This window comes from Nocardioides dilutus (assembly GCF_054779555.1).
The window spans coordinates 699588-724479 of record NZ_BAAGYA010000003.1; the positions used below are offsets into that span (position 1 = coordinate 699588).

General features: G+C 70.9%; 24 protein-coding genes. 14 read left to right on the forward strand and 10 right to left on the reverse strand.

Translation table 11 applies throughout. The features are described from left to right. Positions 1-14: 14 nt before the first annotated feature. From ACYVC6_RS19085 to ACYVC6_RS19095, 3 genes are read left to right on the forward strand one after another with little or no spacing between them, the layout of a single operon-like run. Positions 15-815, forward strand: coding sequence for an ABC transporter permease (locus tag ACYVC6_RS19085; RefSeq protein WP_460716039.1), 801 nt, complete (start codon positions 15-17; stop codon positions 813-815). A 1-nt stretch (position 816) separates the two neighbouring features. After that, the gene (locus ACYVC6_RS19090) at positions 817-1638 is read left to right on the forward strand and encodes an ABC transporter permease (RefSeq protein ID WP_460716040.1); all 822 of its coding nucleotides are present in this window, start codon (positions 817-819) and stop codon (positions 1636-1638) included. Then, a complete protein-coding gene (locus ACYVC6_RS19095) occupies positions 1638-2600 on the forward strand; it encodes an ABC transporter ATP-binding protein (RefSeq protein WP_460716041.1) in 963 nt (320 codons plus the stop codon). Before ACYVC6_RS19090 ends, ACYVC6_RS19095 begins: the two co-directional genes overlap by 1 nt. Here the strand turns inward: ACYVC6_RS19095 and ACYVC6_RS19100 are convergent. Further along, positions 2566-3696, reverse strand: a complete 1131-nt coding sequence (locus ACYVC6_RS19100) for a PP2C family protein-serine/threonine phosphatase (RefSeq protein ID WP_460716042.1) — start codon at positions 3694-3696, stop codon at positions 2566-2568. The genes ACYVC6_RS19095 and ACYVC6_RS19100 overlap by 35 nt on opposite strands. A gap of 50 nt (positions 3697-3746) precedes the next feature. After that, positions 3747-5291: an amino acid permease gene (locus ACYVC6_RS19105; RefSeq protein WP_460716043.1), complete on the reverse strand. Its 1545-nt coding sequence runs from the start codon at positions 5289-5291 to the stop codon at positions 3747-3749. 149 nt (positions 5292-5440) lie between these two features. Here ACYVC6_RS19105 and ACYVC6_RS19110 point away from each other — a divergent pair, with 149 nt between their 5' ends. The 7 genes from ACYVC6_RS19110 to ACYVC6_RS19140 all read left to right on the forward strand — a co-directional run bounded on the left by ACYVC6_RS19110 (position 5441) and on the right by ACYVC6_RS19140 (position 11840). Further along, positions 5441-6172: a FadR/GntR family transcriptional regulator gene (locus ACYVC6_RS19110; protein ID WP_460716044.1), complete on the forward strand. Its 732-nt coding sequence runs from the start codon at positions 5441-5443 to the stop codon at positions 6170-6172. Between the two features lie 7 nt (positions 6173-6179). Next, positions 6180-7565 (forward strand): glutamine synthetase family protein, encoded by a 1386-nt coding sequence (locus ACYVC6_RS19115; protein ID WP_460716045.1) that lies wholly within the window; start codon positions 6180-6182, stop codon positions 7563-7565. Then, positions 7562-8920: an aldehyde dehydrogenase family protein gene (locus ACYVC6_RS19120; protein WP_460716046.1), complete on the forward strand. Its 1359-nt coding sequence runs from the start codon at positions 7562-7564 to the stop codon at positions 8918-8920. The genes ACYVC6_RS19115 and ACYVC6_RS19120 overlap by 4 nt, the downstream gene beginning before the upstream one ends. 67 nt (positions 8921-8987) lie before the next feature. Beyond that, positions 8988-9767 (forward strand): 3-oxoacyl-ACP reductase, encoded by a 780-nt coding sequence (locus ACYVC6_RS19125; protein WP_460716047.1) that lies wholly within the window; start codon positions 8988-8990, stop codon positions 9765-9767. Between the two features lies 1 nt (position 9768). Then, complete coding sequence (locus ACYVC6_RS19130; protein WP_460716048.1) at positions 9769-10482, forward strand: gamma-glutamyl-gamma-aminobutyrate hydrolase family protein; 714 nt, start codon at positions 9769-9771, stop codon at positions 10480-10482. Beyond that, positions 10479-11474: an alpha/beta hydrolase gene (locus tag ACYVC6_RS19135; protein WP_460716049.1), complete on the forward strand. Its 996-nt coding sequence runs from the start codon at positions 10479-10481 to the stop codon at positions 11472-11474. Before ACYVC6_RS19130 ends, ACYVC6_RS19135 begins: the two co-directional genes overlap by 4 nt. Before the next feature lie 9 nt (positions 11475-11483). Next, positions 11484-11840: a hypothetical protein gene (locus ACYVC6_RS19140; RefSeq protein WP_460716050.1), complete on the forward strand. Its 357-nt coding sequence runs from the start codon at positions 11484-11486 to the stop codon at positions 11838-11840. Between the two features lie 3 nt (positions 11841-11843). Here the strand turns inward: ACYVC6_RS19140 and ACYVC6_RS19145 are convergent, their stop codons facing one another. The 4 genes from ACYVC6_RS19145 to ACYVC6_RS19160 form a co-directional block, all read right to left on the reverse strand. After that, positions 11844-12614 (reverse strand): sulfite exporter TauE/SafE family protein, encoded by a 771-nt coding sequence (locus ACYVC6_RS19145; protein ID WP_460716051.1) that lies wholly within the window; start codon positions 12612-12614, stop codon positions 11844-11846. Positions 12615-12617: 3 nt separating this feature from the next. Next, positions 12618-13748 (reverse strand): SPFH domain-containing protein, encoded by a 1131-nt coding sequence (locus ACYVC6_RS19150; protein WP_460716052.1) that lies wholly within the window; start codon positions 13746-13748, stop codon positions 12618-12620. Positions 13749-13837: 89 nt separating this feature from the next. After that, positions 13838-14299, reverse strand: coding sequence for an NfeD family protein (locus tag ACYVC6_RS19155; protein WP_460716053.1), 462 nt, complete (start codon positions 14297-14299; stop codon positions 13838-13840). Between the two features lie 21 nt (positions 14300-14320). Beyond that, entirely contained in the window at positions 14321-15112 is a 792-nt protein-coding gene (locus tag ACYVC6_RS19160; RefSeq protein ID WP_460716054.1) for an ABC transporter ATP-binding protein, read from the reverse strand. A 37-nt stretch (positions 15113-15149) separates the two neighbouring features. On the opposite strand from ACYVC6_RS19160, the gene ACYVC6_RS19165 reads away from it, so the two are divergent. Next, positions 15150-15884 carry a hypothetical protein gene (locus tag ACYVC6_RS19165; RefSeq protein ID WP_460716055.1) on the forward strand — a complete coding sequence of 245 codons (735 nt, stop codon included), beginning with the start codon at positions 15150-15152 and terminating at the stop codon, positions 15882-15884. A 51-nt stretch (positions 15885-15935) separates the two neighbouring features. Beyond that, entirely contained in the window at positions 15936-17165 is a 1230-nt protein-coding gene (gene serB / locus ACYVC6_RS19170; protein ID WP_460716057.1) for a phosphoserine phosphatase SerB, read from the forward strand. A 37-nt stretch (positions 17166-17202) separates the two neighbouring features. On the opposite strand, the gene ACYVC6_RS19175 is transcribed toward serB, so the two are convergent. After that, on the reverse strand, positions 17203-17706 hold the full coding sequence (locus ACYVC6_RS19175) for a SixA phosphatase family protein (RefSeq protein WP_460716058.1): 504 nt from the start codon (positions 17704-17706) through the stop codon (positions 17203-17205). 34 nt (positions 17707-17740) lie between these two features. On the opposite strand from ACYVC6_RS19175, the gene ACYVC6_RS19180 reads away from it, so the two are divergent. Together ACYVC6_RS19180 and cphA are read left to right on the forward strand one after the other, a co-directional pair. Next, entirely contained in the window at positions 17741-18730 is a 990-nt protein-coding gene (locus tag ACYVC6_RS19180) for a cyanophycinase (protein WP_460716059.1), read from the forward strand. Then, positions 18727-21504: a cyanophycin synthetase gene (cphA, locus tag ACYVC6_RS19185; protein ID WP_460716060.1), complete on the forward strand. Its 2778-nt coding sequence runs from the start codon at positions 18727-18729 to the stop codon at positions 21502-21504. The genes ACYVC6_RS19180 and cphA overlap by 4 nt, the downstream gene beginning before the upstream one ends. Before the next feature lie 67 nt (positions 21505-21571). Here cphA and ACYVC6_RS19190 read toward each other — a convergent pair whose 3' ends face one another. Genes ACYVC6_RS19190 through fabG form a run of 3 tightly spaced genes read right to left on the reverse strand, consistent with a single transcriptional unit; the run spans position 21572 to position 24841 of the window. After that, positions 21572-23302: a Mur ligase family protein gene (locus ACYVC6_RS19190; protein WP_460716061.1), complete on the reverse strand. Its 1731-nt coding sequence runs from the start codon at positions 23300-23302 to the stop codon at positions 21572-21574. Positions 23303-23343: 41 nt separating this feature from the next. Further along, positions 23344-24129 carry an enoyl-ACP reductase FabI gene (fabI, locus tag ACYVC6_RS19195; protein ID WP_460716062.1) on the reverse strand — a complete coding sequence of 262 codons (786 nt, stop codon included), beginning with the start codon at positions 24127-24129 and terminating at the stop codon, positions 23344-23346. Between the two features lies 1 nt (position 24130). Then, positions 24131-24841, reverse strand: coding sequence for a 3-oxoacyl-ACP reductase FabG (gene fabG, locus ACYVC6_RS19200; RefSeq protein ID WP_460716063.1), 711 nt, complete (start codon positions 24839-24841; stop codon positions 24131-24133). Positions 24842-24892: the final 51 nt, after the last annotated feature.

The following is a 24892-nucleotide window of genomic DNA, read 5'->3' on the forward strand; positions in this document are numbered from 1 at the left end:
CCGGTGATCCGCCCGTGAGCCTCTACGTCGCGGTCGCGACGCGAGCCTTCCGGCGCTACTCCACCTATCGGGCGGCCACGCTGGCCGGGATCTTCACCAACTCGGTGTTCGGGGTCATCTACTCCTACGCCTACCTCGCCCTGTGGCACGCGAACCCGGACGCCGGCGGCTACGACTCCGTGGATGCGGTGACCTTCGTCTGGCTCGGCCAGGCGCTGCTGATGACCGTGGCGATCTGGAGCGGCGGGACGACGACCGACCTGCTCGAGCGGATCCGCTCCGGCGACGTCGCGATCGACCTCTACCGCCCCGTGGGGCTGATCGGTTGGTACCTCGCGGGCGACCTCGGACGTGCGCTCTACCACCTGCTCACCCGCGGGCTGGCGCCGATGGTGGTCGGCCTCGCGCTGTTCGAGCTCACGCTGCCGCCGTCGATCCCGAACGCTGCGGCGTTCCTGCTCAGCGTCCCGCTGGCCGTCACGGTCAGCTTCGCGATCCGGTTCCTGGTCGCGTGCACGGCCTTCTGGCTGCTCGACGCCAACGGGGTCCGAGTGCTCTCCGACGCGTTCGCGATCTTCTTCAGCGGGATGACGCTCCCGCTCGTGATCTTCCCAGGCTCGCTCGGGACGCTCGCGGAGGCGCTGCCTTGGGCCGGCATGATGCAGGTGCCCGCCGACCTGTGGCTCGGCCGCCACGAGGGCTCCGCGATCGTGGGCTACCTCGGGTTCCAGGTCGTCTGGATCATCGTGCTGCTCGGCTGCTGCTCGCTGATGCTCCGCGCCGCCACCCGCAAGGTGGTGGTCCAGGGTGGCTGACGTGTCACAGCCGACCGGGTCGTCCGTCCGGGGACACGTCGGGATGTACGCCGCGATCGCCGGCCTCTGGGTGCGCTCGGCGTGGGTCTACCGCACGTCGTTCATCACCCTCGTGATCGCGAACGGGCTGATCACCGGCCTGGACGCGGTGGCCATCTGGATCATGTTCAGCCAGCTCGACCTCCTCGGCGGGTTCGGGCTGCACGAGGTGGCCCTGCTCTACGGCGCCTCCTCGCTCGGGCTCGGGATCGCGGACACCCTGATCGGCAGCGTGGAGCGGATCGGTGAGTACATCCGGACCGGTCGTCTCGACCAGATGCTCACCAAGCCGCTGCCCCTGCTCCTCCAGGTCTGCGCGGACCAGTTCACGCTGCGCCGGCTCGGCCGCATCACGCAGGCGGCCATCGTGTTCGCCTGGGCGGCGACGTACGTCGAGTGGACGCCGGCCCGGGTGGGCGTCGCGGTGATGATGGTCGTCTCCGGAGGGGCGATCTTCTTCGGGCTGTTCGTGGCGTTCTCGTGCATCCAGTTCCTGACCAAGGACGCCACGGAGTTCGCCAACGCATTCACCTACGGCGGCGCGACGCTGACGCAGTATCCGCTCACGATCTTCCCGCGCGAGCTGATGCGCTCCCTGACCTTCGTCGTGCCGGTCGCCTTCGTGAACTGGTATCCGTGTCTCTTCCTGCTCGGCCGCGACGACCCGTTCGGCCTGCCCGGCTGGCTCCAGCTCTGCTCCCCCGTCGCCGCCCTGGTCATGGTCGCCGTCGCGCTCGTGGTCTGGCGCGCCGGCGTCCGCCGCTACACCTCGACAGGATCCTGATGGACACCCCGCTCATCGAAGTGAAGGATCTCGAGCGCACCTTCGTCGTCCGACGCAGGCGCGGTGCCTTGCGGCGGACGACCGACGTCGTGCACGCGGTCCGGCACCTGACCTTCGCCGTCGAGGCCGGCGAGATGGTCGGCTACATCGGCCCCAACGGTGCCGGGAAGTCGACGACCATCAAGATGCTCACCGGGATCCTGGTCCCGACCGCAGGTGCGATCCGGGTTGCGGGCCTCGAGCCACAGCGTGACCGGGTCGAGCTCGCCCGGCGGATCGGCGTGGTCTTCGGCCAGCGCACGACGCTGTGGTGGGACCTGCCGCTGCGCGACTCCTTCGACCTCCTGCGGAGGATCTACCGCGTCGACGCGGCGCGTCACCGGGACAACCTCGAGCGCTTCGTCGACCTGCTCGACCTGCACGCCCTGCTCGACACCCCCGTCCGCCAGCTCAGCCTCGGGCAGCGGATGCGTGGCGACATCGTCGCGGCGCTCCTGCACGACCCCGAGATCCTCTTCCTCGACGAGCCCACCATCGGGCTCGACGTGATCAGCAAGGGGCGGCTGCGCGAGTTCCTGCGCGCCCTCAACGCCGAGCACGGCACGACCTTGGTCCTGACCACCCACGACCTGCAGGACATCGAGGCCCTGTGCGACCGGGTCATCGTCATCGACCACGGCACCGCGGTGTACGACGGCGGCTTGGCCGGGCTGCACCAGCGCGGCGGTTCGACCCGGACGCTGGTGGTCGACCTGGTCGACGAGGCGCCACCCATCGACGTCCCGGGCGCCACCACCCGGCGGGTCGAAGGACCGCGTCAGTGGCTCACGTTCCCCGCAGACGCGTCAGCGGCCCCGCTGGTCGCCGCCGTCGCGGCGGCGTACGACGTGGCGGACCTGTCCATCCAGGAACCGGACATCGAGGACGTCATCCGGGAGCTCTACTCGAGCCCTCCGGCGTGACATCACGGCTCAGGATCAGCACCGCCCGGTCGTCCTCCCCGCTGTCGACCTGCCCGATGAGCCGCTTGGCGGCGCCCGGGAAGCCGCCGCGGACTGCTTCGCGGGCGGTGCGCTGCAACCAGGCGATGCCGACGTCCAGGTGCTCGGTGCGGGACTCGACGACCCCGTCGGTGTAGAACATCAGCGCCTCGCCGGGGAAGATCCGGCCGTCGGTCCGGTGCAGCTCGGGGTCCTTGTGCACGCCGAGTGCCGTGCCGCGGGCGTTGTCGATCACCCACTCGCCGGTCGGCAGGTCGTAGCGCAGGGCCGGTGGGTGGCCCGCGCTCGTGATCTCATAGGTGCCCTCGGCGAGATCGAGGACCAGGTGGACAGCGGTGGCGAACTGCTCGTCCTCCTTCTGGCGGAGCAAGAAGTGGTTGGCGGCCCGGAACAGCTCGACCGGCGGCAGCGCGCCCAGCAGCCCACCGAGTGCCCCGGCGAACTGGAGAGCGGCCGGACCGGCGGTCGTGCCCTTGCCGACCACGTCGACCAGGATCACCTCCAGCCGGCGCTGGTCGTCGCTGAGGTCGGCAACCAGGAAGTCGCCCGCGTAGTCCACGCCGTGTGAGGCGATCATGGCCGACTGCGCGTGCCAGCCGGCCGGCAGCTCGGGGATGGTCCCCTGGCGCTGCAGCCGGTCGCGCAGCTCGCTGAACAACGCTTCGCTCTCCGTGACCGGCAAGCCGCCTCGCCGGCGGCTGGCCTCGAACAGCACGATCGCGACGGCCACCAGGAACAGCCCAATCGCGACCGCCCGGGCGCCCAACACGGGACCCCCGGCGGCCGTCGACACGACGGCGGCCAGACAGTCCCACAGCGCCGCGACCACCAGCGGGACGAACTTGAGCAGGAGCATGCAGAGCAGCAGCCAGACGAAGTAGGCCGCGAGCGGCATCCACTGCGGCCGGGCCAGCGAGATCGTGAACGACACCGAGATCCCGATCAGCAGCAGGCCCATCACGAAGACCTGCGACTCACGCGAACCGGTGCGCCAGCCACGGATCCTGCCGCCGGCGAACCCGACGGCCCCGCTCTGCGTGGCCCGAGAGTCCCCCACCGATGAAGCCTACTGCGATCGGTGGGGGCCCGCGGTCCGCGTTTGCCGGCCTAGCTGGTGAAGTCCTCCGGCGGCAGCTCCGCCTCGAGCTCCGACCCGTAGTGCTCGACCTGCGGGTCTCGGTGCACGCCGCCGCTCATGGCGTACTCCTCCTCCGGCGACAGGATGAGCCGGTGCCGCCCGAAGAGGCCGAACAGGAGCAGGCCGGCAGCGAACACGATCGCGATCGCGATGATCGCGGGGCGGTAGGCCTCGTTGAAGAGGATCCCGACGAAGGTGAGCACCGCGATCGCCCCGGCGACCGCTGCTCCCGGGACACCGACGGGACTGACGTACGGCCTCACCACGTTGGGGAACCGGCGGCGCAGGAGGACGTAGGAGACCATCTGCAGCACGTAGGCGATGACCGCACCCCAGACCGCGATGTTGAGGATGATGTCGCCGGCCGTGCCCCCGACCTCGTCAACGATGATGATCGCGACCAGTCCGATCACCCCACCCACCACGAGGGCGATCCACGGGGTCTGGCGGGCTCCGGTGAGGGAGAGGGCCTTCGGGTAGTAGCCCGCGCGGGACAGGGAGTACATGTTCCGGCCGTAGGCGAACATGATGCCCTGCAGACTGGCGAGCAGACCGACCAGGGCGAACAGGGACAGGACCGCGGCCCAGTCGTCGGACATGAACGCACGGAACCCGTCGAGCAGCGGCTCATCACTGGCCGCCAACGCCGCCGAGCCGGAGACCGCCGGGTTGAGCACCAGGACGATGGCCCCGGTCGCACACAGGGTGATGAGCCCGATGATGCCGGCTCGCGGGATGTCGGTGGCCGGGTCGTGGGACTCCTCGGCGGCCAGCGGGAGCTCCTCGATGCCCAGGAAGAACCACACCGCGAAGGGCAGTGCGTAGAGCACGCCTTCCCAGCCGAAGGGGAGGAACGAGCTGTTGCCCGCCTCCGGCGCGATGTCGTCGAGGCGGCCCAGGTCGACGGCACCGTTGGCCAGGGCAAGGACCGCGAACAGCACCAGGATGGCGATCGACATGACCGCCACCACGATCGCGAACTTGAAGGACACCTCGGCGCCGACGGAGTTGAGCGCCACGAAGGCGATGTAGAGGATGACCCACCAGACCCACATCGAGTCGGTGAGGTCGAGCCCGACGAGCTCGTCGGTGGCAGCGTTGGCGTAGCCGGCCGAGAAGTAGACGATCACCGCTGTGGTGAAGACGTACTCCACGGTTTCCGCGAGGCCGGTGACGAAGCCACCCCACGGGCCCATCGCCGACCGGGCGAACGAGTAGGCACCTCCGGTGTGCGGCATCGCCGCCGCCATCTCCCCGATCGAGAAGAGCATGCCGAAGTACATGACCACGATGACCAGGGAGGCGACGAGCAGCCCGCCCCAGCCGGCCTCACCGATGCCGAAGTTCCAGCCGGAGAAGTCACCGGAGATGACGGCGGCTACACCGATGCCCCACAGGCCCCAGAAACCCGCGGTCCGCCTGAGCTGACGCTTCTCGAAGTAGCCCTCGCCGGCGTGGGAGTAGGTCACTCCGCCGAGCTGTGCCGCCGGCTGGGTCGGCCTCTGGTTGGTCATGGTCGTCTCCTAGGTTCGACTCGACGCATGGGAACCTAGACCTGCGGTTCGCGGGGTGTAAACACCCTTGTGAAAAATTGGTATGAACTCAGACCTTTACCCGCCGGTCACATTGACACTGGCCGTGCCTCGTCCTGAGGATGTCCGCCATGGCCCTGCCTTCCCCCCACCTCCCCGCGGCAGTGCTGCGGCCGGTGCGGGGCCACCACGCCTTCGAGGCGTGCGTCGAGCAGCTGGCGACCGCGATCCGGCTGGGCGTCTATCCCCGCGGGACGACGCTCCCGGCCGAGCGGGACCTGGCCGAGCTCCTCGGGGTGTCCCGGGCGACGCTGCGCGAGGCGATGGCCGCACTGCGCCAGGCGGGTCTGGTCGAGACCACCCGCGGTCGCGGGGGCGGCACCGTGGTCACCCTCAAGCCGGGCACCACATCGGCGCGGGCCGCGGCCCGCATCTCACGAACGCGGCGCCAGGACTGGCTGGACGCGCTGGACTTCCGCCGGATCGTGGAGCCAGGGGCGGCCGCGCTGGCGGCCGCCCGCCCGCTCGACGACGTACGCCGACAGCAGCTCGAGTCGGCGCACGCCGAGGTGGCCTCCGCCGACAAGCCGGCCGCGCACCGCCAGGCGGACTCCCGGTTCCACCTCACCATCGCCTCGGTCACCGGCTCGCCGCGCACCATCGAGGCAGTCACGTCGGTCCAGTCCGTGCTGAACGAGATGCTCCTCGCGATCCCCGTGCTGGGCACCAACATCGCTCACTCCGACCGCCAGCACGCCCGGCTCGTCGCCGCGATCCTGGCCGGCAAGCCGGACCGGGCGCGCAAGGTCATGGAAGAGCACTGCGACGACACGGCCGCGCTCCTGCGCGGCCTCGTGGGATAGGGGAAGTGTGACCCGCAACCGCCAGAGCCAGCTCCGCAACGACAGACACCTGTCGATGGAACAGCTGATCGTCCGGATCGAGGACGGTGAGGTCGACACGGTTGTCGTCGCGTTCACCGACATGCAGGGCCGGCTCCAGGGCAAGCGGCTGCACGGCCGCTACTTCGTGGACCACGTGGTCGAGCACGGCACCGAGGGCTGCAACTACTTGCTGGCCGTCGACGTCGACATGAACACCGTCGGCGGCTACGCCATCTCGTCCTGGGAGCGTGGCTACGGCGACATGGAGTTCGTCCTCGACGACCGCACCATCCGGCTCCTCACCCACCTGCCGAAGACCGCGATGGTGCAGTGCGACGTCGTGTGGCTCGACCACTCCCCCGTGGTGCAGTCGCCGAGGAGCATCCTCCAGGCCCAGCTCGACAAGGCCGCCGCCCAGGGCTGGCAAGCGCTCGCCGGAACCGAGCTCGAGTTCATCGCCTTCGACACGACCTACGAGGCGGCCGCCGACGCGGGCTACCGCGACCTGACGCCGGTCAACCAGTACAACGTCGACTACTCCATCCTCGGCACCAGCCGGGTCGAGCCGCTGCTGCGCGCCATCCGGAACACCATGTACGACGCGGGGCTGGACGTCGAGGGCGCGAAGGGCGAGTGCAACTTCGGCCAGCACGAGGTGGGGTTCCTCTACGCCGACGCCCTGACCACCGCCGACAACCACGCGGTCTACAAGACCGTCGCCAAGGAGATCGCGGCCCAGCAGGGAAAGGCGATCAGCTTCATGGCCAAGTACAACCAGCGCGAGGGCAGCTCCTGCCACATCCACCTCTCACTCCGTGGCGAGGACGGGTCGCTGGTGTTCTGGGACCAGGAGGCGGGGACGTCGACTCCGCTCTACGACTCGTTCGTGGCCGGTGTCCTGGCGACGATGGCCGACTTCACGCTGCTCTACGCGCCCAACATCAACTCCTACAAGCGGTTCGCAGCCGGGTCCTTCGCCCCGACCGCGATCGCCTGGGGCCAGGACAACCGCACGTGCGCGGTCCGGCTGGTCGGCAAGGGCGCCGGTGCGCGGATGGAGAACCGGGTGCCCGGCGCCGACGTGAACCCCTACCTCGCGCTCGCCGCGATGGTCGCCGGCGGGCTCCACGGGATCGAGCAGGGGCTGCCGCTGGAGGCGGAGCTGGTCGGCAACGCCTACGACTCCGACAAGCCGCACGTCCCCTCGACGATGCTCGAGGCCCGCGACCGGTTCGCGGCATCCGAGGTCGCCCGCGCGTGCTTCGGCGACGAGGTGGTCGACCACTACGTCAACATGGCCGACGTCGAGCTGGCGGCGTACGGCGCTGCGGTCACCGACTGGGAGCTCTACCGAGGGTTCGAGCGACTGTGACCAGCACCTTCACCGTCATCAACCCGGCCACCGAGCAGCCGGTCGTCGACGTCCCGCTCACCGACCTCGCCGGCACCGACACCGCCATCGAGGGCGCCCACGCCGCGTTCCCGGCGTGGCGCGACGTCGCCCCCGGCGAGCGCGCCCGGCTGCTGCGCCGGTTCGCCGCGGTCGTCGACGAGCACGTCGAGGAGCTCGCCGAGCTGGAGGTGCGCAACGCCGGGCACACCTGGGGCAACGCGCGTTGGGAAGCCGGCAACGTCCGCGACTGCCTCAACTACTACGCCGGAGCCCCGGAGCGGATGTTCGGCAAGCAGATCCCGGTCGCCGGCGGCACCGACCTCACCTTCTACGAGCCGCTGGGCGTCGTCGGCATCATCGTCCCCTGGAACTTCCCCATGCCGATCGCGGGATGGGGCTTCGCTCCCGCCCTGGCGGCCGGCAACACGGTGGTGCTCAAGCCCGCCGAGCTGACCCCGCTGACGGCCGTCCGGCTCGGTGAGCTGGCGCTGGAGGCCGGACTGCCCGAGCACGTCCTCAACGTGGTGCCCGGCAAGGGCTCGGTCGTCGGCGAGCGCTTCGTGACCCACGACCTGGTCCGCAAGATCGTCTTCACCGGGTCGACCGAGGTGGGCAAGCGGGTGATGGCCGGATGTGCGGAGCAGGTCAAGCCGGTCACCCTCGAGCTCGGCGGCAAGAGCTCTAACATCGTCTTCGCCGACGCCGACATCGCGGCCGCCGCCGCCTCGGCGCCCTATGCCGTGTTCGACAACGCCGGCCAGGACTGCTGCGCGCGGTCGCGCATCCTCGTGGAGCGGTCGGCGTACGACGAGTTCCTCGATGGCCTCCAGCGTTCGGTGGCGGCGCTGCGGGTGCTGGACCCGGCGGACGAAGCCTCCGAGATGGGCCCGCTCGTGTCTTCGGGCCAGCGGGACTCGGTCCAGGCCTACCTCGACGAGGTGGAGGTCGCCTTCACCGGGTCGCGGCCGGACGGCGCCGGCTGGTGGGTCCCGCCGAGCGTGGTCACCGTCGACGACCCGGCGACCCGGATCTGGCGCGAGGAGGTGTTCGGCCCCGTGGTGGCGGTCATGCCCTTCGACGACGAGGCGGACGCCGTCGCCCGGGCCAACGACACCGAGTACGGCCTCTCCGGCTCGATCTTCACCAACGACCTAGGGCGCGGCCTGCGGGTCGCCCGGGCGGTGGAGGCCGGCAACCTCAGCGTCAACAGCCACTCGTCGGTCCGCTACTGGACGCCGTTCGGCGGCTACAAGCAGTCAGGCCTCGGCCGCGAGCTCGGTCCGGACGCCCCGTTGGCGTTCACCGAGGAGAAGAACGTCTTCATCGCACATTAGTCGGTGGTCGAGGAGGTCGCGCAGCGACCGTCTCGAGACCTCGTAAGGAAAGGCTGGTACGCAACCAGTGGCAGGACGCATCCAGGACCGGGTGGCGGTCATCACCGGCGGCTGCTCCGGCATCGGCCTGGCGACCGCGAAGCGGTTCGCCGAGGAAGGCGCCAAGCTCGTCATCGGGGACGTCAACGACGAGGCCGGTGCCCAGGTCGTCGACGAGCTCGGCGGAGAGGGCGTGGCGACCTACGTCCACGTCGACGTGACCAGCAAGGACGCGGTCGACGCGCTCTTCCGGATGGCGAAGGAGACCTACGGCTCGGTCGACATCGCGTTCAACAACGCCGGCATCAGCCCACCCGACGACGACTCGATCCTGGACACGGACCTGGACGCCTGGCGCCGGGTGCAGGAGGTCAACCTGACCTCGGTCTACCTGTGCTGCAAGGCGGCACTCCCCTACATGCTCGAGCAGCAGCGCGGCTCGATCATCAACACCGCCTCGTTCGTGGCGGTGATGGGCGCGGCCACCTCCCAGATCTCCTACTCGGCGTCCAAGGGCGGAGTGCTTTCCATGACCCGCGAGCTCGGTGTGCAGTTCGCCCGTGAGGGCGTCCGGGTCAACGCGCTGTGCCCGGGACCGGTCAACACCCCCCTGTTGAAGGAGCTGTTCGCCAAGGACGAGGAGCGTGCCGCGCGGCGCCTGGTGCATGTCCCGATGGGCCGGTTCGGCGAGCCCGAGGAGATGGCCAACGCGGTGCTGTTCCTGGCCTCCGACGAGTCGTCGTTCATGACGGCCAGCACGTTCCTCGTCGACGGCGGCATCTCGGCGGCCTACGTGACGCCGCTCTGAGATGCGACCACCGCTCATCGGGCTGACCGTCTACCGCGAGGAGGCGGCCTGGGGGGTCTGGCGGCAGCGCGCCGACCTGCTGCCGGCGCAGTACGCCGAGGCGGTCACCTCGGTGGGCGGCGTACCCGTGCTGCTGCCACCGACGGCCGCACCCGGCGCGGCCGAGGCGGCGGTGTCCCGGCTGGACGGGCTGGTCGTCTCCGGCGGCGCCGACGTGGACCCCAGCCGCTACGGCGCCGACCCGCACCCGCGAACCGCCGGCTGGCGGCCGGACCGGGACGCGTGGGAGTCGGCGCTGCTCGACGCGGCGGACGACGTAGGCCTGCCCGTGCTCGGCGTGTGCCGCGGCATGCAGGTCCTGGCCGTGCACGCCGGGGGCAGTCTGGACCAGCACACGCCGGACCTGGTCGGTCACGAGGAGCACAGCCCCGGCGGCGACGTGTTCGGCGAGGTCGAGGTGACCACCGAGCCCGGTTCCCGGGTGGCGAGGTTGGTCGGCCCGTCGCTCGCGGTGAGCTGCCACCACCACCAGTCCGTGCGCGAGCACCCCGGCTTCACCGCGTCGGCCCGCGCCGCCGACGGCACCCTGGAGGCGATGGAGAGCCCCGGCGAAAGGTTCTGCGTCGGGGTGCAGTGGCACCCGGAGACCGCTGCCGACGTCGGCCTGCTCGCCGGGCTGGTCGAAGCCGCGACGGCGTACCGTTCTGCCTCGTGAGCACGGAGACGACCTGGGTCCCGGACGTGCTCGGCAAGCCCTACCTCGCCGAGACGTTGACCCTTCCGGACGACCACGAGGGCGAGGTGGTCGCGACGCTGGTGCACCGGCCGGCCTACCCGACCAAGGCGGGCACCAGGAGCCGCGCGAGGACGACGACCAAGGCCGTGCTCCATGTGCACGGCTTCGCCGACTACTTCTTCCAGACCGAGTTCGCCGAGTGGTGGACCGAGCGCGGCTACGACTTCTACGCGCTCGACCTGCGCAAGTACGGCCGCTCGCTCCGGGGGCACCAGACACCGAACTACGTCGGCGACCTGAAGGAGCACTTCGACGAGATCGAGGAGGCCTGGCACCGGATCGTCGCCCGCGACGGGCACGACCACGTCGTCCTGTCCGCGCACTCCACCGGAGGCCTGATCATCGGCCTCTGGGCCAACGCGTTCCAGCCCGAGCAGCTCGCCGGCATGGTGCTCAACTCCCCGTGGACCGACCTCCCCGGCAGCACCGCGCTGCGCCTGGCGAGCACACCGGTCCTCAACCAGGTCGGCGTGCGCCAGCCGATGCGCGAGATCAAGCGCCAGGTCACCGGCTTCTACGCCCGCAGCCTGCATCGCGACCACGACGGCGAGTGGGACTTCGACCTGCTCTGGAAGCCGGTCCAGTCGTTCACCGTCTACGCGGGCTGGCTCCGGGCCATCCGCAACGGCCACACCCAGCTGCACCAGGGGCTCAACGTCGGCTGCCCGGTCCTGGTCCTGTCGTCCGGCCGCTCCTCGCAGCCCACCGAGATGGGTGAGGAGGTCCACGGGACCGACATCGTGCTCGACGTGGCCCAGATCCGGCGCTGGGCCACGTCGTTCGGCCCGCACGTCACCTACGTCGCCATCGATGGCGCCCGCCACGACGTCGTGCTGTCGCGGCCCGGTCCGCGCGCCAAGGTCTATGAGGAGATCGAGACCTGGCGCCAGGCGTACGTCGACGCACCCTAGGCTCCCCCTATGAACCCGATCATCGGATTGTCGCTCGGCCGGATCGTCGTCGGTCTCCTGTTCTTCGTGCGTCCGGACCTCGCAGCTCGGCTCCTGGGCCAGGACCTGCAGCGCAACCCCGACCTGGCGCTGGGGACCCGGTTCTCCGGCTCCCGCGAGGTGGCGCTGGGTGCCGCCACGCTGCTCGCCAAGGGCACCGCCCGCCGCAACCTGATCGTGGCCGGGGTCGCGGTCGACGCGGCCGACGCAGGCGCGGCCGCCCTCGGTCTCCAGGACAAGTCCGTCAAGCCGGCCCGGGCCGCGCTGCTCGCCGGCGCCGCGTTGCTGGGGGTGGGCCAGGGCATCGTCAGCCTGCGCCGGAAGTAGCTCTCAGGCGAACAGGAACACCCCGAGCGCGGTGAGCCCGACGACCACGATCGTCACCCGCAGCACCGGGTCCGGCAGCCTGCGCCCGACGGTCGCGCCCACCTGACCGCCGATGATCGAGCCCACCGCGATGAGCGCGACCACCAGCCAGTCCACGTCGGCGACGATCGCGAACAGCACCCCAGCAACGGCGTTGACCAGCATGGCCAGCACGTTCTTCACGGCGTTGAGCCGTTGCAGGCTCTCGGCGATGCCGATGCCCATCACCGCCATCAGCAGCACGCCCTGGGCGGCGCCGAAGTAGCCGCCGTAGACCCCCGTCAGCAGCACCGCCGGCCACACCCACCACGCTCCGGTGAGGCCACGCGGGCCGGTGCCGAGCGCCTCGTGGCGCCGACCCACCCAGGCGGAGATCCGCGGCTGGAAGACCACCAGGAACAGGCCCAGCAGGATCAGCACCGGGACGATCGCCTCGAAGGCTGCTTCGTCCAGCACCAGGAGGAGCACTCCGCCGGCGAAACCCCCGACGAGGGACGCGACCGCGAGCCGCAGGACCCGAGCGCGCTGGCCGGCCAGCTCACGCCGGTAGCCGATCGCTCCCGACAGCGAACCCGGCACCAGGCCGATGGTGTTGGACACGTTGGCCGTCACGGGCGGCACACCGAAGGCGAGCAGGGTGGGGAACGTGATCAGCGTGCCGGACCCGACGACGGTGTTGATGGTCCCCGCCGCGAGCCCGGCCAGCCCGATCAGGAGCGCCTCGAGCAGCGACACCCGCTATGAGGTGGGCGGCGCCGCCGGCGGCGTTCCGGAGTCGTCGGCCGGTGTGTCGGCGCCGGGGCTGGCGGCGTCCTCGGCGGCCGCGATCGCCTCCTGCACCGCCTGGTTGGCCTCGCTCAGCTCCCGATCATGAAGCGCCCCGCTGCCTTCGAGCGTGGCCGGCTCCATGCTGCCCATGTCCACCCGGGTGCGGGGACCGCCAGAATGCTTCGGGATGCCGGCGATCTCGTGGATCGACGAGCCGAGGCCCTCGAGCGCCTTGGTGATCTCGGAGGGGATGACCCACACCTTGTTGGCGTCGCCCTCGGCGATCTTGGGCATCATCTGGAGGTACTGGTAGGCCAGCAACGACTGGTCCGGCTGACCGTCGTGGATCGCCTGGAACACGGTCTGGATGGCCTGCCCCTCACCTTGGGCTCGAAGGATGGACGACTCGCGGTCCGCCTGGGCCCGGAGGATCAGAGACTCGCGATCCCCCTCGGCGTTGAGGATCGCAGACTGCTTGTTGCCCTCCGCGGTGAGGATGGCGGACTGCCGCTGACCCTCGGCGGTAAGGATCAACGCCCGCTTGTCACGGTCGGCTCGCATCTGCTTCTCCATCGCGTCCTTGATGGACGGCGGCGGGTCGATGCCCTTGATCTCCACCCGGTTGACCCGGATGCCCCACTTGCCGGTCGCCTCGTCGAGGACGCCGCGCAGGCCGTGGTTGATCTCCTCGCGGCTGGTCAGCGTCTGCTCGAGGTCCATGCCACCGACGATGTTGCGCAGGGTGGTCATGGTGAGCTGCTCGACGGCCTGGATGTAGTTGGCGATCTCGTAGGTCGCCGCGATCGGGTCGGTCACCTGGAAGTAGATGACGGTGTCGATCGACACGACCAGGTTGTCCTCGGTGATCACCGGCTGCGGAGGGAAGCTCACGACCTGCTCGCGCAGGTCGATGAGGTAGCGCACCCGGTCGATGAACGGCATGACGATGTTGAGACCCGCCGGCAGGGTCTGCTTGTACTTGCCGAAGCGCTCCACGATCCCCGCCCGCGCCTGCGGCACGATGCGCACCGTCTTGGCCAGCACCGTGATCACGAGGATGAACAGCAACAGCAAGAGGATCAGGACGATCAGACCGCCCATGGGCGTCTCCTCACTCTGGGTGATGCGTCAGTTGTGCACTACAAGACGTACGACGACTCTGCCTCGGTTCCCAACAGTCGGTCCCCGCGTCAGGACTCCAGCCGGGGGACCGGGTGGACGTAGGCGGTGGCGCCCTTGATCTCGAGCACCTCGACGGTCTCCCCCGGTTCGATCGAGACCGTGTCGTCGTAGGGCGCCGCGGTCCAGAACTCGCCGGCGAGCTTGATCCGGCCGGCCTGGAGGCCGGTGATCTTCTCGGTCACCACGCCCTGGGCACCGACCAGCTTGCCGTGGCCGATCTGCAGCTCCGGGCCGGAGTGCAGCCGCTTGACCAGCGACGGCCGGACCAGCGCGAGACACGCGGTGGCCACTCCGGCCGCAACCAGCGCCGAGACGACGAACCCGGCGCCGACGATGGCGCTGACCATGCCGGCCAGGGCCCCGGCTGCCAGCATCAGCAGAATCAGGTCCATGCTGGCCAGCTCGGCCACGCCGAGCACGATCGCCAGACCGAGGAACACCGCGGCGAGGTGGTCGCTGATCCAGTCCATGCCGGAAACCTAGTGCATCGACTAGTGCATCCGCCGCCGTCGGGCGGCCCATCTGTCGTCGGCCTTGTCCAGGACCAAGGGCATCCCGAACGTCGTGGACAGGTGTTCCTCGGTGAGCACGTCGTCCAGGAGCCCGGAGGCCACCGTGCCGCCCTCACGCAGCAGCAGCGCGTGGCTGAAGCCGGGCGGGATCTCCTCGACGTGGTGCGACACCAGGACAGTGGCCGGGGAGTCGGGGTCCATGGCCAGCACCGAGAGGGTGGCGACGAGGTCCTCGCGGCCGCCGAGGTCGAGCCCCGCGGCGGGCTCGTCCAGGAGCAGCAGCTCGGGGTCGGTCATCAGTGCCCGGGCGATCTGCACCCGCTTGCGCTCCCCCTCGCTGAGGGTGCCGAAGGTCCGGTCGGCCAGGTGGGCGGCCCCGAGCTCGCCGAGCAGCCGGTCGGCCCGTCCGTGGTCGAGGTCGTCGTACTCCTCCCGCCAGCGGCCCACCACGCCGTACGACGCGGACACGACGACGTCGTGCACGCGCTCGCCGCGGGGGATCCGCTCCCCCAGCGCGGCACTGGTCAGCCCGATCCGGGGCCTGAGCTCGAAGACGTCGACGGTGCCGAGCACCTCCTCGAGGACGGCGGCGACACCGGTGGTCGGGTGGATCTGGGCGGCGGCGACCTGGAGCAGCGTGGTCTTGCCGGCGCCGTTGGGCCCGAGGATCACCCAGCGCTCGTCCTCCTCGACCACCCAGTCGATCTCGTCGAGGAGCACCGCGTCTCCCCGCCGGACCGTCACGCCGGCGAACTCGATCACGGCGGCCATGGCCGTCACCCTATGCCGTGGCACTACCGTCTCCGTCGTGCTCCCTGCATCGATCCGGCTCGCCTGGTGGGGCACCTCCTGGCTGCGCGGTCACGTGGTCGCGGACGAGCTGATCGACGCGGTCGTGGGCGATGACGCGACGCACCTCCTGGGCGCCCACGACACCCCAGCCGAGTCGCTCGTGACCGGGCTCGGGGCCCTACGGTCCAGAGGTGCCGACGCGATCGGGGCGGCGATCCCCGCCGACGGCGACCTGGTGGGCTTGGGCGGACCGGCGGCGTTCAACACCGCGGCGCTCGAGGCCGGTGAGGCGGTCCTGGTGCTGGACGCGGCGTCGTTCCCGATCAGCGGGCTGGTGCCGGAACGCGTCGGCGCCGCCGTTACCTGGCGCCCCCACCCGGCCGACCGTCGCCAGCTGCCCGACGTCGGCGAGGCGGACCGCGAGCTCCGCGTGGCCCTGCTGGAGGCCGCCGACACGCTCGCCCGGCTCGAGGTGGCCCGCTGGCGACCCGAGGTCGCCGACCGGCTGATGAACCTGCGGCACCGGCCCCGACTGGTCGCCCCGAACGGGGTGCCACCTCGCTGCGCCGACCTGGCGGCCCGTGGGCTGCAGGCACTGGAGATCGCCGAGCTGGGGCTCGAGGACGACGGCGGAGCACTGACGGCCCACGACGCGCAGGCGCGCCGCTCGGCGCTCGCGCCACTCGGGCGCGCAGGACGCCGAGCGCTGGTGGCCGCGGCGTCGCCGGAGGGTTGGCCGCCGGACCTCTGACCGTGGACCCTGCCACCGACACCAGTCGAGCGGCGATAGCCTCGAGGCGCGATGGACGGTGACCTGCACGGCGAACGACGCCCTGACACCCTGCTCATCACGCTGACCGGCAAGGACCGCCCCGGGGTGAGCTCCGCGGTCTTCGCGACGCTGGCGCGGGCGGGTGTCGAGGTCCTCGACATCGAGCAGATCGTGCTGCGGCGCCGTCTGGTCCTCGGCGTCCTGGTGACCGCCCCCCGGGACTGGAAGAAGCTGCGGGCCGCGGTCGAGGAGACCGCGGCCGGCCTCGGTATGAACGTCGAGGTCGAGCGCGGCAGCGGTGACAACAAGGCCCGGCGCGGCGGTCGCTCCCACGTCACGGTCATCGGCACCCCGCTCAAGGCGTCGGCGATGGCGGCCATCGTCGGGCGGATCGCCGACAGCGGCGCCAACATCGACCGGATCGTCCGGATGGCGCGCTACCCGGTCACCGCCATCGACCTGCACGTCTCCGGCGTCGAACCCGAGAAGCTCAGGGCCATCCTCGCCAGTGAGGCGGCCGCCCAGAGTGTCGACGTCGCGGTCCAGCCCGCCAACCTGCTGCGGCGCAGCATGCGGCTGATCGTCATGGACGTCGACTCGACCCTGATCCAGGGCGAGGTCATCGAGATGCTCGCCGAGCACGCCGGCTACGGCAACGAGGTCGCCGAGGTCACCGAGGCCGCCATGCGCGGCGACCTGGACTTCGAGGAGTCGCTGCGTTCGCGGGTCAAGCTGCTCGAGGGGGTCGACGTCTCCGCCTTCGACGAGGTCTACGACGCCATCGTGCTCGCCCCGGGCGCCCGCACCCTGGTCCGGGTGCTGCGCCGCCTGGGCTACCGCTTCGCGCTGGTCTCGGGCGGCTTCAGCCAGATCACCGACCGGCTGGCCGCGGACCTCGGCATCCACTTCTCCCGCGCCAACGAGCTCGAGGTGGTGGACGGCAAGCTCACCGGCAACATCGTCGGCGACGTAGTCGACCGGGCCGGCAAGGCCCGCGCCCTGCGCGAGTTCGCCGCCGAGCTCGGCCTGACCGAGGCGGCAACCATCGCCATCGGGGACGGCGCCAACGACCTCGACATGCTCAACGCCGCCGGGCTCGGCATCGCCTACAACGCCAAGCCGCTCGTCCGCGACGCGGCCGACACCGCGGTCAACGTCCCCTACCTCGACGCGATCATGTACTTGCTCGGCATCAGCCGCGAGGAGATCGAGGCCGCCGACCTCGAGGCCGGCGTGGTGACCCCCGCGCCGCCGGTGTGAGCGGGGCGGAGGAGTTTCACCGGCTAGCCGGTGAAACTCACGCGCGCCCGACGTGGAACGCCACGACGCTGGCGCTGGCCTCGTCGAGCTCGGACCACCTGCCGTCGTACTCGAACACGGTGAGCGCCGAGGTCGGGTAGCCCAGCGCCAGCTGGTTGCCGGCCTCCTCGTCGCCCTCGCCGTCGTCGAGGATCGCGGCCAGCGAGGCGATGGTCGGGTTGTGCCCGACCACGATCACGCTCGTGATCCCGTCGTCGACCTCGCGCAGCAGGTCCAGGGCGGTCTGGGTGCCCGCGGAGTAGAGACCGTCGAGCAGCTCGGCGTCCAGGTCCCAGCCGGCGCCCTCGACCAGGGCGTCCCAGGTCTCCTGGGTCCGGACCGCGGCCGACACCAGGGCCAGCTCGGGCTCCACCCCACGGGCCGCCAGCCAGCGGCCCGCCTCCGCGGCGTCGGCGCGGCCGCGCTGGGCCAGGTGGCGCTCGAAGTCGGTCGCTCCCGTGTGTTCCGCCTTGGCGTGGCGCATCACGACGATGGTCCTCACGGGTCCCACTCTGTCAGGACCTAGGGTTGCGCTCATGGCTGGCCCGCTGATGATCATCGGAGGGGCGGAGGACAAGCTGCGCAAGCGCCGCATCCTCAAGGAGTTCGCGGCGGCCGCGGGTGGCCTCGACGCCCGCATCGCGGTGATCCCGACTGCGTCGTCGCTCGGTCCGGAGATCGTCGACGTCTACGACGCCCTGTTCCGCGCCGAGGGAGCGGCGGAGGTGACCGAGGTCCGGCCGCAGAGTCGTGAGGAGGCGTCGAGCGACGGGCTGGTCAAACGGATCGAGGACGCCACCGGCATCTTCATGACCGGTGGCAACCAGCTCAAGCTGAGCGCGGTCATCTGCGGTACGCCGGTCGGCGACGCGATCGTCGCGGCACACCGACGGGGCGTCGTCGTGGCAGGCACGTCGGCCGGCGCCAGCATCCAGTCCAGCCACATGGTCGCGTTCGGTGTGGGTGGCGCCACCCCCAAGCAGCGGATGACGCAGGTCGCGGCCGGGCTGGGCCTGCTCCGGTCCACGGTGATCGACCAGCACTTCGACCAGCGCAACCGCTACGGTCGGCTCTTGATGATCGTCTCCCAGTCGCCATCGCTGCTCGGTCTGGGTGTGGACGAGGACACTGCCGCGGTCGTCGAGACGCAGGACGAGCTGGACGGGCCCCACGAGATCCTGCGGGTCGTCGGCCGGGGCGCTGTGACGGTCATGGATCCGGCCCAGATGGTGACCAACGCCTACGAGGCGAAGCGCTCCGTGCCGATCCTCGCCAGCGGGGTGGTCCTGCACGTGCTTCCCGACGGGTCCAGGTTCGACCTCACCACGCGCACGCTGCTCCCGACTGTGCAGGTGGTCGACCCGCTCGAGGAGCTGGAGATCGTCGAGGCCGGCCACGACCTGCGCCAGATGGCCCGCGACATCGCCGCCGCCGACGCCTCGCCCACCACGCTGCGGCGCCGGCTGAGACGCTCGCGCGCCGCCCGACGGACGATCCGCTCCGACCAGGAGGGCACTACCCCATGACCGAACGCCCGACGCCCGACCTCGCGATCCTCGAGACCCGGGTCTACCGCGGGGCCAACATCTGGTCCTACGACAAGGCCATCCACCTCGTCGTCGACCTGGGGTCGCTCGAGAAGTTCCCGACCAACACGATCCCCGGCTTCACCGACCACATCCTCGAGATGCTCCCCGGCCTGCGCGAACACTCGTGCTCGCGCGGCAAGCGCGGCGGGTTCGTCGAGCGCCTGCACGAGGGCACGTGGCTCGGACACGTCGCCGAGCACGCCGCCCTGGCGCTGCAGCAGGTGGTGGGCCACGACATCCGCCGCGGCAAGACCCGGGCGGTGAAGGGCGAACCCGGCCACTACAACGTGATCTTCGGCTACGTCGACGAGCAGGTCGGGCTCGCGGCGGCCAAGCTCGCCGTGCGGCTGGTCAACCACCTCGTCCAGCCCGACCCGGAGCTGGACTGGGACGCCGAGCTCGAGAGCTTCATCCTGCGCGCCGAGCGCACGGCGTTCGGTCCCTCGACGCAGGCGATCCTCGACGAGGCCGTCTCCCGGGACATCCCGTGGCTCCGCCTCAACCAGTACTCCTTGGTCCAGCTCGGCCAGGGTGTCCACCAGAAGCGGATCCGGGCCACCATGACGTCGGCGACCTCGGCGATCGCGGTCGACATCGCCTCGGACAAGGACCTCACCACCCGCCTCCTGGGCGCCGCTGGGCTGCCGGTGCCCAAGCAGGAGTCGGTGCGCACCGCGGACCAGGCGGTCCGGGTGGCCGAACGGATCGGCTACCCGGTCGTCCTGAAGCCGCTGGACGGCAACCACGGCCGCGGCGTCTGCCTCGACCTCAACAGCGAGGCCGAGGTCCGCGAGGCGTTCGAGGTCGCCAAGGCCGAGTCCCGGCGCGGCGTGATCGTCGTCGAGTCGCTCATCCTGGGCAAGGACTACCGCTGCCTGATCATCGACGGCCGGGTCGCTGCCATCGCCGAGCGCGTACCCGCGTCGGTCACCGGCGACGGGACGTCCACCGTCGAGCAGCTCGTCGACACCGCAAACGCCGACCCGCGGCGCGGCGTCGGCCACGAGAAGGTCCTCACCCGGATCAAGGTCGACGACGCGGCGGTCGAGCGGGTCCGCGACCAGGGCTTCGAGATGACCGACGTACCCCCCGAGGGCCTGATGGTGAAGCTCGCGCTCACCGGCAACATGTCCACCGGGGGCATCTCCATCGACCGCACCTACGAGGCGCACCCGGAGAACGTCGAGATCGCCGAGGAGGCGGCCCGGATGGTCGGCCTCGACATCGCCGGGATCGACTTCATCTGCCCCGACATCACCGAGCCGGTGCGGGAGACCGGCGGCGCGATCTGCGAGGTCAACGCGGCCCCGGGCTTCCGGATGCACACCCACCCCACGATCGGCGAGCCCCAGTTCATCGCCAAGCCGGTCGTCGACATGCTCTTCCCACCGGGCGCGACGTCGCGGATCCCGATCGTGGCGGTCACCGGCACCAACGGCAAGACGACCACCTCGCGGATGATCAGCCACATCTTCAAGGGCATGGGCCGCAAGGTCGGCATGACCTCCACCGACGGCGTGGTGATCGACGAGCGGCTGGTCATCCGGGCCGACGCCTCCGGTCCGCGGTCGGCGCGGATGGTGCTCCAGAACCCGCGTGTCGACACCGCGGTCTTCGAGGTCGCCCGGGGTGGCATCCTGCGCGAGGGCCTCGGCTACGAGCGCAACGACGTGGCGGTGGTCCTCAACGTCCAGCCCGACCACCTGGGGCTGCGTGGCATCGACACCGTCGAGCAGCTGGCGGACGTCAAGGCGGTCCTGGTGGAGGCCGTCCCGCGCGACGGCCACGCGGTGCTGAACGCCGACGACCCACTGGTCCGGGAGATGCGTCGCCGCTGCTCGGGCCAGGTCGTCTGGTTCTCCATGGACGAGCCGGGTTCCGAGATCAGGGACATGATCGACGCCCACTGCCGCCGCGGCGGCAAGGCCCTCGTCCTCAACCCGTCCGAGCGCGGCGAGATGATCGTGGTCAAGCACGGCCCGCGCGAGATGCAGCTCGCCTGGACCCACCTGCTGCCCGCCACGTTCGGCGGCCGGGCCCGGATGAACGTCCAGAATGCGCTCGCCGCCGCCGCCGCGGCGTTCGCCACCGGGGCGCCGCTGCATGACATCCGCCAGGGCCTGCGCTCGTTCTCGACGAACTACTACCTCTCCCCGGGCAGGCTCAACGAGGTCGAGGTCAACGGCGTCAACGTCATCGTCGACTACTGCCACAACGCCCCCGGCATGAGAATGCTCGGCGACTTCGTCGACCGGATGGGCGACTCCATGGAGTCTGCCCACGAGCTGGCTCGTCCCTCCCGGATCGGCGTCGTCGCGACCGCCGGAGACCGCCGCGACGAGGACATGCGCGAGCTGGGCCAGGTGGCCGCACAGCACTTCGACGTGGTGATCGTCCGCGAGGACGTGGCGCTGCGCGGCCGGGAGCGTGGCGACGTGGCCGGGCTGGTCGCCGAGGGGGTGCGGACCGCGATGGCCGAGGGTGCGCGCTGCAAGCAGGTCGAGGAGTGCCACGAGGAGATCGAGGCGGTCCGGCACGCCATGGCCCGCGCCAACAAGGGCGACCTCGTCGTGATCTGCGTCGACATGCACGCCGAGGTGATGACCGAGCTGGAGAACTGGTCGCCGCAGGCCCAGGCGGGCGCCGGGGTCAGTGCCGACGCACCCGCCGCAGACCCGGACTACCAGCCGGCCGCGCCGTCGGAGGCCTGAGCCGCGAGTCGGCGCTACTGCTCGTCAGTAACGACGACTCGCCACCCCACCCACCCGCGAGTCGGCGCTACTGCTCGTCAGTAGCGCCGACTCGCTGGGCGGCGCGCACCTTGGCGACGAGCACGTCCGGGCTGTCCGGCGTGCCGCCGTGCTCGGCGATCCAGTCGTAGGCCTCCTGGCGCTCGGCGTGACACATCAGGCCCACGACGTCGCCGGGGAGGGCCTGGCCGACCAGGGCGGCGAGGCAGGCCACCTCGGTGGGGTAGGCCGGGACACCGGTGACGCCCACGCGCTCGGCGCCGGCCCGCATCAGCGCGTCGAGCTCCTCGACGGTCCGGCCCCGCAGGTAGCGCTCCTTGTGGCCGATCGCGATCACGTCCGCGTCACGCGCGGCGATCTCCCCGATCGACTCGATGAGGTCGTCCGTGCGGTCCCCCACCACGCCGATGCCGAGCAGGAGGCGTGAGCCCGGCCGGCGGACGCCGTCCATGATCTCCAGCAGCGCCTCGAGGCCCGCCTCGTTGTGGGCCAGGTCCATGACGACGCTGACCTCGCCCTGGGTCGCCGGCAGCGAGAAGAGGTTCATCCGGCCCGGGTTGTGCTCGGCGTCCGGGAGGAAGCTGCGCAGCCCCTCGGCGACAACGTCGCGCGGGATGCCCACAGCCAGGGCGGCCGAGGCCGCCGCCAGCGCGTTCTCGACGTTGAAGCGGGAGAGACCGGCCAGGGTCATGGGCACGTCGACCAGCTCGACCAGCGGGTCGGGGTCGGCGCCCGGCTTGAGCACGGCCACCCAACCATCGATGACGGTGGTCGCCCGCCCACCCGCGTCCATCACCTCGCGGATCGCCGGCGAGGCCGGGTCACGCGAGAAGACCCAGGGCTGCGCCACGATGGTGCTGCGCATGGCGAGCACCCGCGGGTCGTCGCCGTTGAGCACCGCCCAGCCGCTCCTTCGGGTGATCCGCGGCACGACGCCCTTGACCTCGGCGAGCTGGTCGAGCGTGTCGATCCCGTGCAGGCCGAGGTGGTCGGCGCTCACGTTGGTCACGACCGAGACGTCGTTGCGGGTCAGCCCGATCCCCTTGAGCAGGATGCCGCCCCGGGCGGTCTCGGTGACCGCGAGCTCGACCTCGGGGTGAGCCAGCACCCGGCCCGCCCCGCTCGGCCCCGAGTAGTCCCCCGCCTCGATGAGCTCGCCGTCGATGTAGATGCCGTCGGTGTTGGACCAGCCGACGAGCCGACCGTCGGTGCGCGCGATGTGGGCGATCATCCGCGAGGTCGTCGTCTTGCCGTTGGTGCCGGTGACGGCCACCACCGGCACCTTCGGCGTGATCGTGTGGGGCTTGGCGCCCGGCTCGGACGCTCGCACCATCTCCGCAGCGTGGCCGACGGTCTCCTCGACATCACCGCGCGGCAGCGCGTCGAGCACCTCGGCCACCGCTCGACCCATCACCCGGGCCCGCTCGCGGTGCGCCCATGGGTAGGCCACGACGATCTGGTGCGGGTCGCTCGTCGGTCGCACCCGTACGCCGAGCCGAGAGGTCCCGGCCTCCGTGGCGATCGACCGCACCAGCCTGCCCACGGCCCGCAGGGCGAACCGCTGCCGGAAGCCGGAGTCGGGCGCTCCCGGTCGGGCGTTCCGCAGCCCGATCCGGGCGGCGAACCGCAGCACCGAGTCCTCGGAGGCGACTGCCAACCCGCTGATGTCGAGGGTCAGCTTGATGGCCGCCCGCGGGAAGTAGAGGTTCGGGCCCTCCAGGACACGCAGCTCGACGAGGGACTCCGGTTCCGAGGTCACCCGCGGGACGCTACCGGCCGCGGCTCCTCGGTCGTCCGAGGCTAGGCCCCCATCGCGTGCAGGCCGCCGTCGACGTGCACGATCTCGCCGGTCGTCGCGGGGAAGAAGTCCGAGAGCAGTGCGCAGACAGCACGTGCCGTCGGGTCGTGGTCGGTGTTGTCCCACCCTAGCGGGGCTCGGGTGCTCCACATGTTCTCCAGATCCTCGAACCCGGGGATCGCCTTGGCCGCGAGCGTCTTGAGCGGGCCGGCGGAGACCAGGTTGACCCGGATGCCCTCAGGACCCAGATCGCGGGCGAGATAGCGCGAGGTGGACTCGAGGGCCGCCTTGGCCACGCCCATCCAGTCGTACGCCGGCCACGCGACCGTCGCGTCGAAGGTCAAGCCGACCACCGAGCCACCGCTGGACATGAGCGGGCGGCACGCCTCTGTCAGCGACTTCAGCGAGTAGGCCGAGACCTGCACGGCCTGCGCGACGTCGGGCCACGGGCCGGTGAGGAACTTGCCGCCGAGCAACGTCTCGGGGTTGCCGTAGGCGATCGAGTGGACGACGCCGTCGAGGCCGTCGACGTGCTCGCGGACCTGGTCGGCGAGACCCGCCAGGTGGTCGTCGTCAGTGACGTCCAGCTCGAGCACCGGGGGCTCGGTCGGGAGCCGCTTCGCGATCCGGCGCGTGATGCCGAGCGCGCGACCGAAGTTGGAGATCAGGACGGTCGCGCCCTGCTCCTGCGCCACCTTGGCGGTCGCGAAACCGATCGAGCTGTCCATGGTCACGCCCGCGACCAGGATGCGCTTGCCCTCGAGGATCCCTGTGCCTGTGCCTGCCATGTCAGTGCCCCATTCCGAGTCCGCCGTCGACCGGGATCACGGCCCCGGTCACGTAGGCCGCTCCGTCTCCGGCCAGCCAGGTCACCGCGGCGGCGACCTCCTCCGGGACGGCGTAGCGCCCCAGCGGGACCTGCGTCTTGATCGCCGCCCTCTGCTCGTCGCTCAGCACCCCGGTCATGTCGGTCTCGACGAACCCGGGCGCCACGACGTTGGCGGTGATCGAGCGCGAGCCGAGCTCCCGCGCAATCGACCGGGCCATGCCGACCAGGCCGGACTTGGACGCGGCGTAGTTGACCTGCCCGGCCGAGCCCAGCAGGCCGACGACAGAGGAGACGAAGATGATGCGGCCCCGCTTGAGCCGAAGCATGCCCTTGGACGCGCGCTTGGCCAGCCGATACGAGGCGGTGAGGTTGGTGTCGATGACGTCTGACCAGTCCTCCTCAGACATCCGCAGGAGCAGCGTGTCCTTGGTGATGCCGGCGTTGGCGACCAGCACCTCGACGGGACCGTGCGCCTCCTCCACCTGCGCGAACGCCGCCTCGACGGCGGCGGCGTCGGTGATGTCGCAGCGCACGTCGAGAGTGCCCTCGGGCGCCCCGCCGTTGCGCGTCGTCACGGCGACCTTGTCACCGAGCTCGACGAACGCCTCGGCGATCGCGCGCCCGATCCCGCGGTTGCCGCCGGTGACCAGGACGGATCTTGGTTCGCTCACCCCGGCGACGCTAGCGACTACCGCCGGGTAGCCCGAAACCGGGCCGGGCCG

Coding starts and splice junctions, on each gene's coding strand:
- ACYVC6_RS19095 (WP_460716041.1), top strand. CDS start 1,638: ATGGACACCCCGCTCATCGAAGTGAAGGATCTCGAGCGCACCTTCGTC.
- ACYVC6_RS19105 (WP_460716043.1), bottom strand. CDS start 5,291: ATGACCAACCAGAGGCCGACCCAGCCGGCGGCACAGCTCGGCGGAGTG.
- ACYVC6_RS19110 (WP_460716044.1), top strand. CDS start 5,441: ATGGCCCTGCCTTCCCCCCACCTCCCCGCGGCAGTGCTGCGGCCGGTG.
- ACYVC6_RS19130 (WP_460716048.1), top strand. CDS start 9,769: ATGCGACCACCGCTCATCGGGCTGACCGTCTACCGCGAGGAGGCGGCC.
- ACYVC6_RS19140 (WP_460716050.1), top strand. CDS start 11,484: ATGAACCCGATCATCGGATTGTCGCTCGGCCGGATCGTCGTCGGTCTC.
- ACYVC6_RS19150 (WP_460716052.1), bottom strand. CDS start 13,748: ATGGGCGGTCTGATCGTCCTGATCCTCTTGCTGTTGCTGTTCATCCTC.
- ACYVC6_RS19155 (WP_460716053.1), bottom strand. CDS start 14,299: ATGGACTGGATCAGCGACCACCTCGCCGCGGTGTTCCTCGGTCTGGCG.
- ACYVC6_RS19160 (WP_460716054.1), bottom strand. CDS start 15,112: ATGGCCGCCGTGATCGAGTTCGCCGGCGTGACGGTCCGGCGGGGAGAC.
- serB (WP_460716057.1), top strand. CDS start 15,936: ATGGACGGTGACCTGCACGGCGAACGACGCCCTGACACCCTGCTCATC.
- ACYVC6_RS19180 (WP_460716059.1), top strand. CDS start 17,741: ATGGCTGGCCCGCTGATGATCATCGGAGGGGCGGAGGACAAGCTGCGC.
- cphA (WP_460716060.1), top strand. CDS start 18,727: ATGACCGAACGCCCGACGCCCGACCTCGCGATCCTCGAGACCCGGGTC.
- fabI (WP_460716062.1), bottom strand. CDS start 24,129: ATGGCAGGCACAGGCACAGGGATCCTCGAGGGCAAGCGCATCCTGGTC.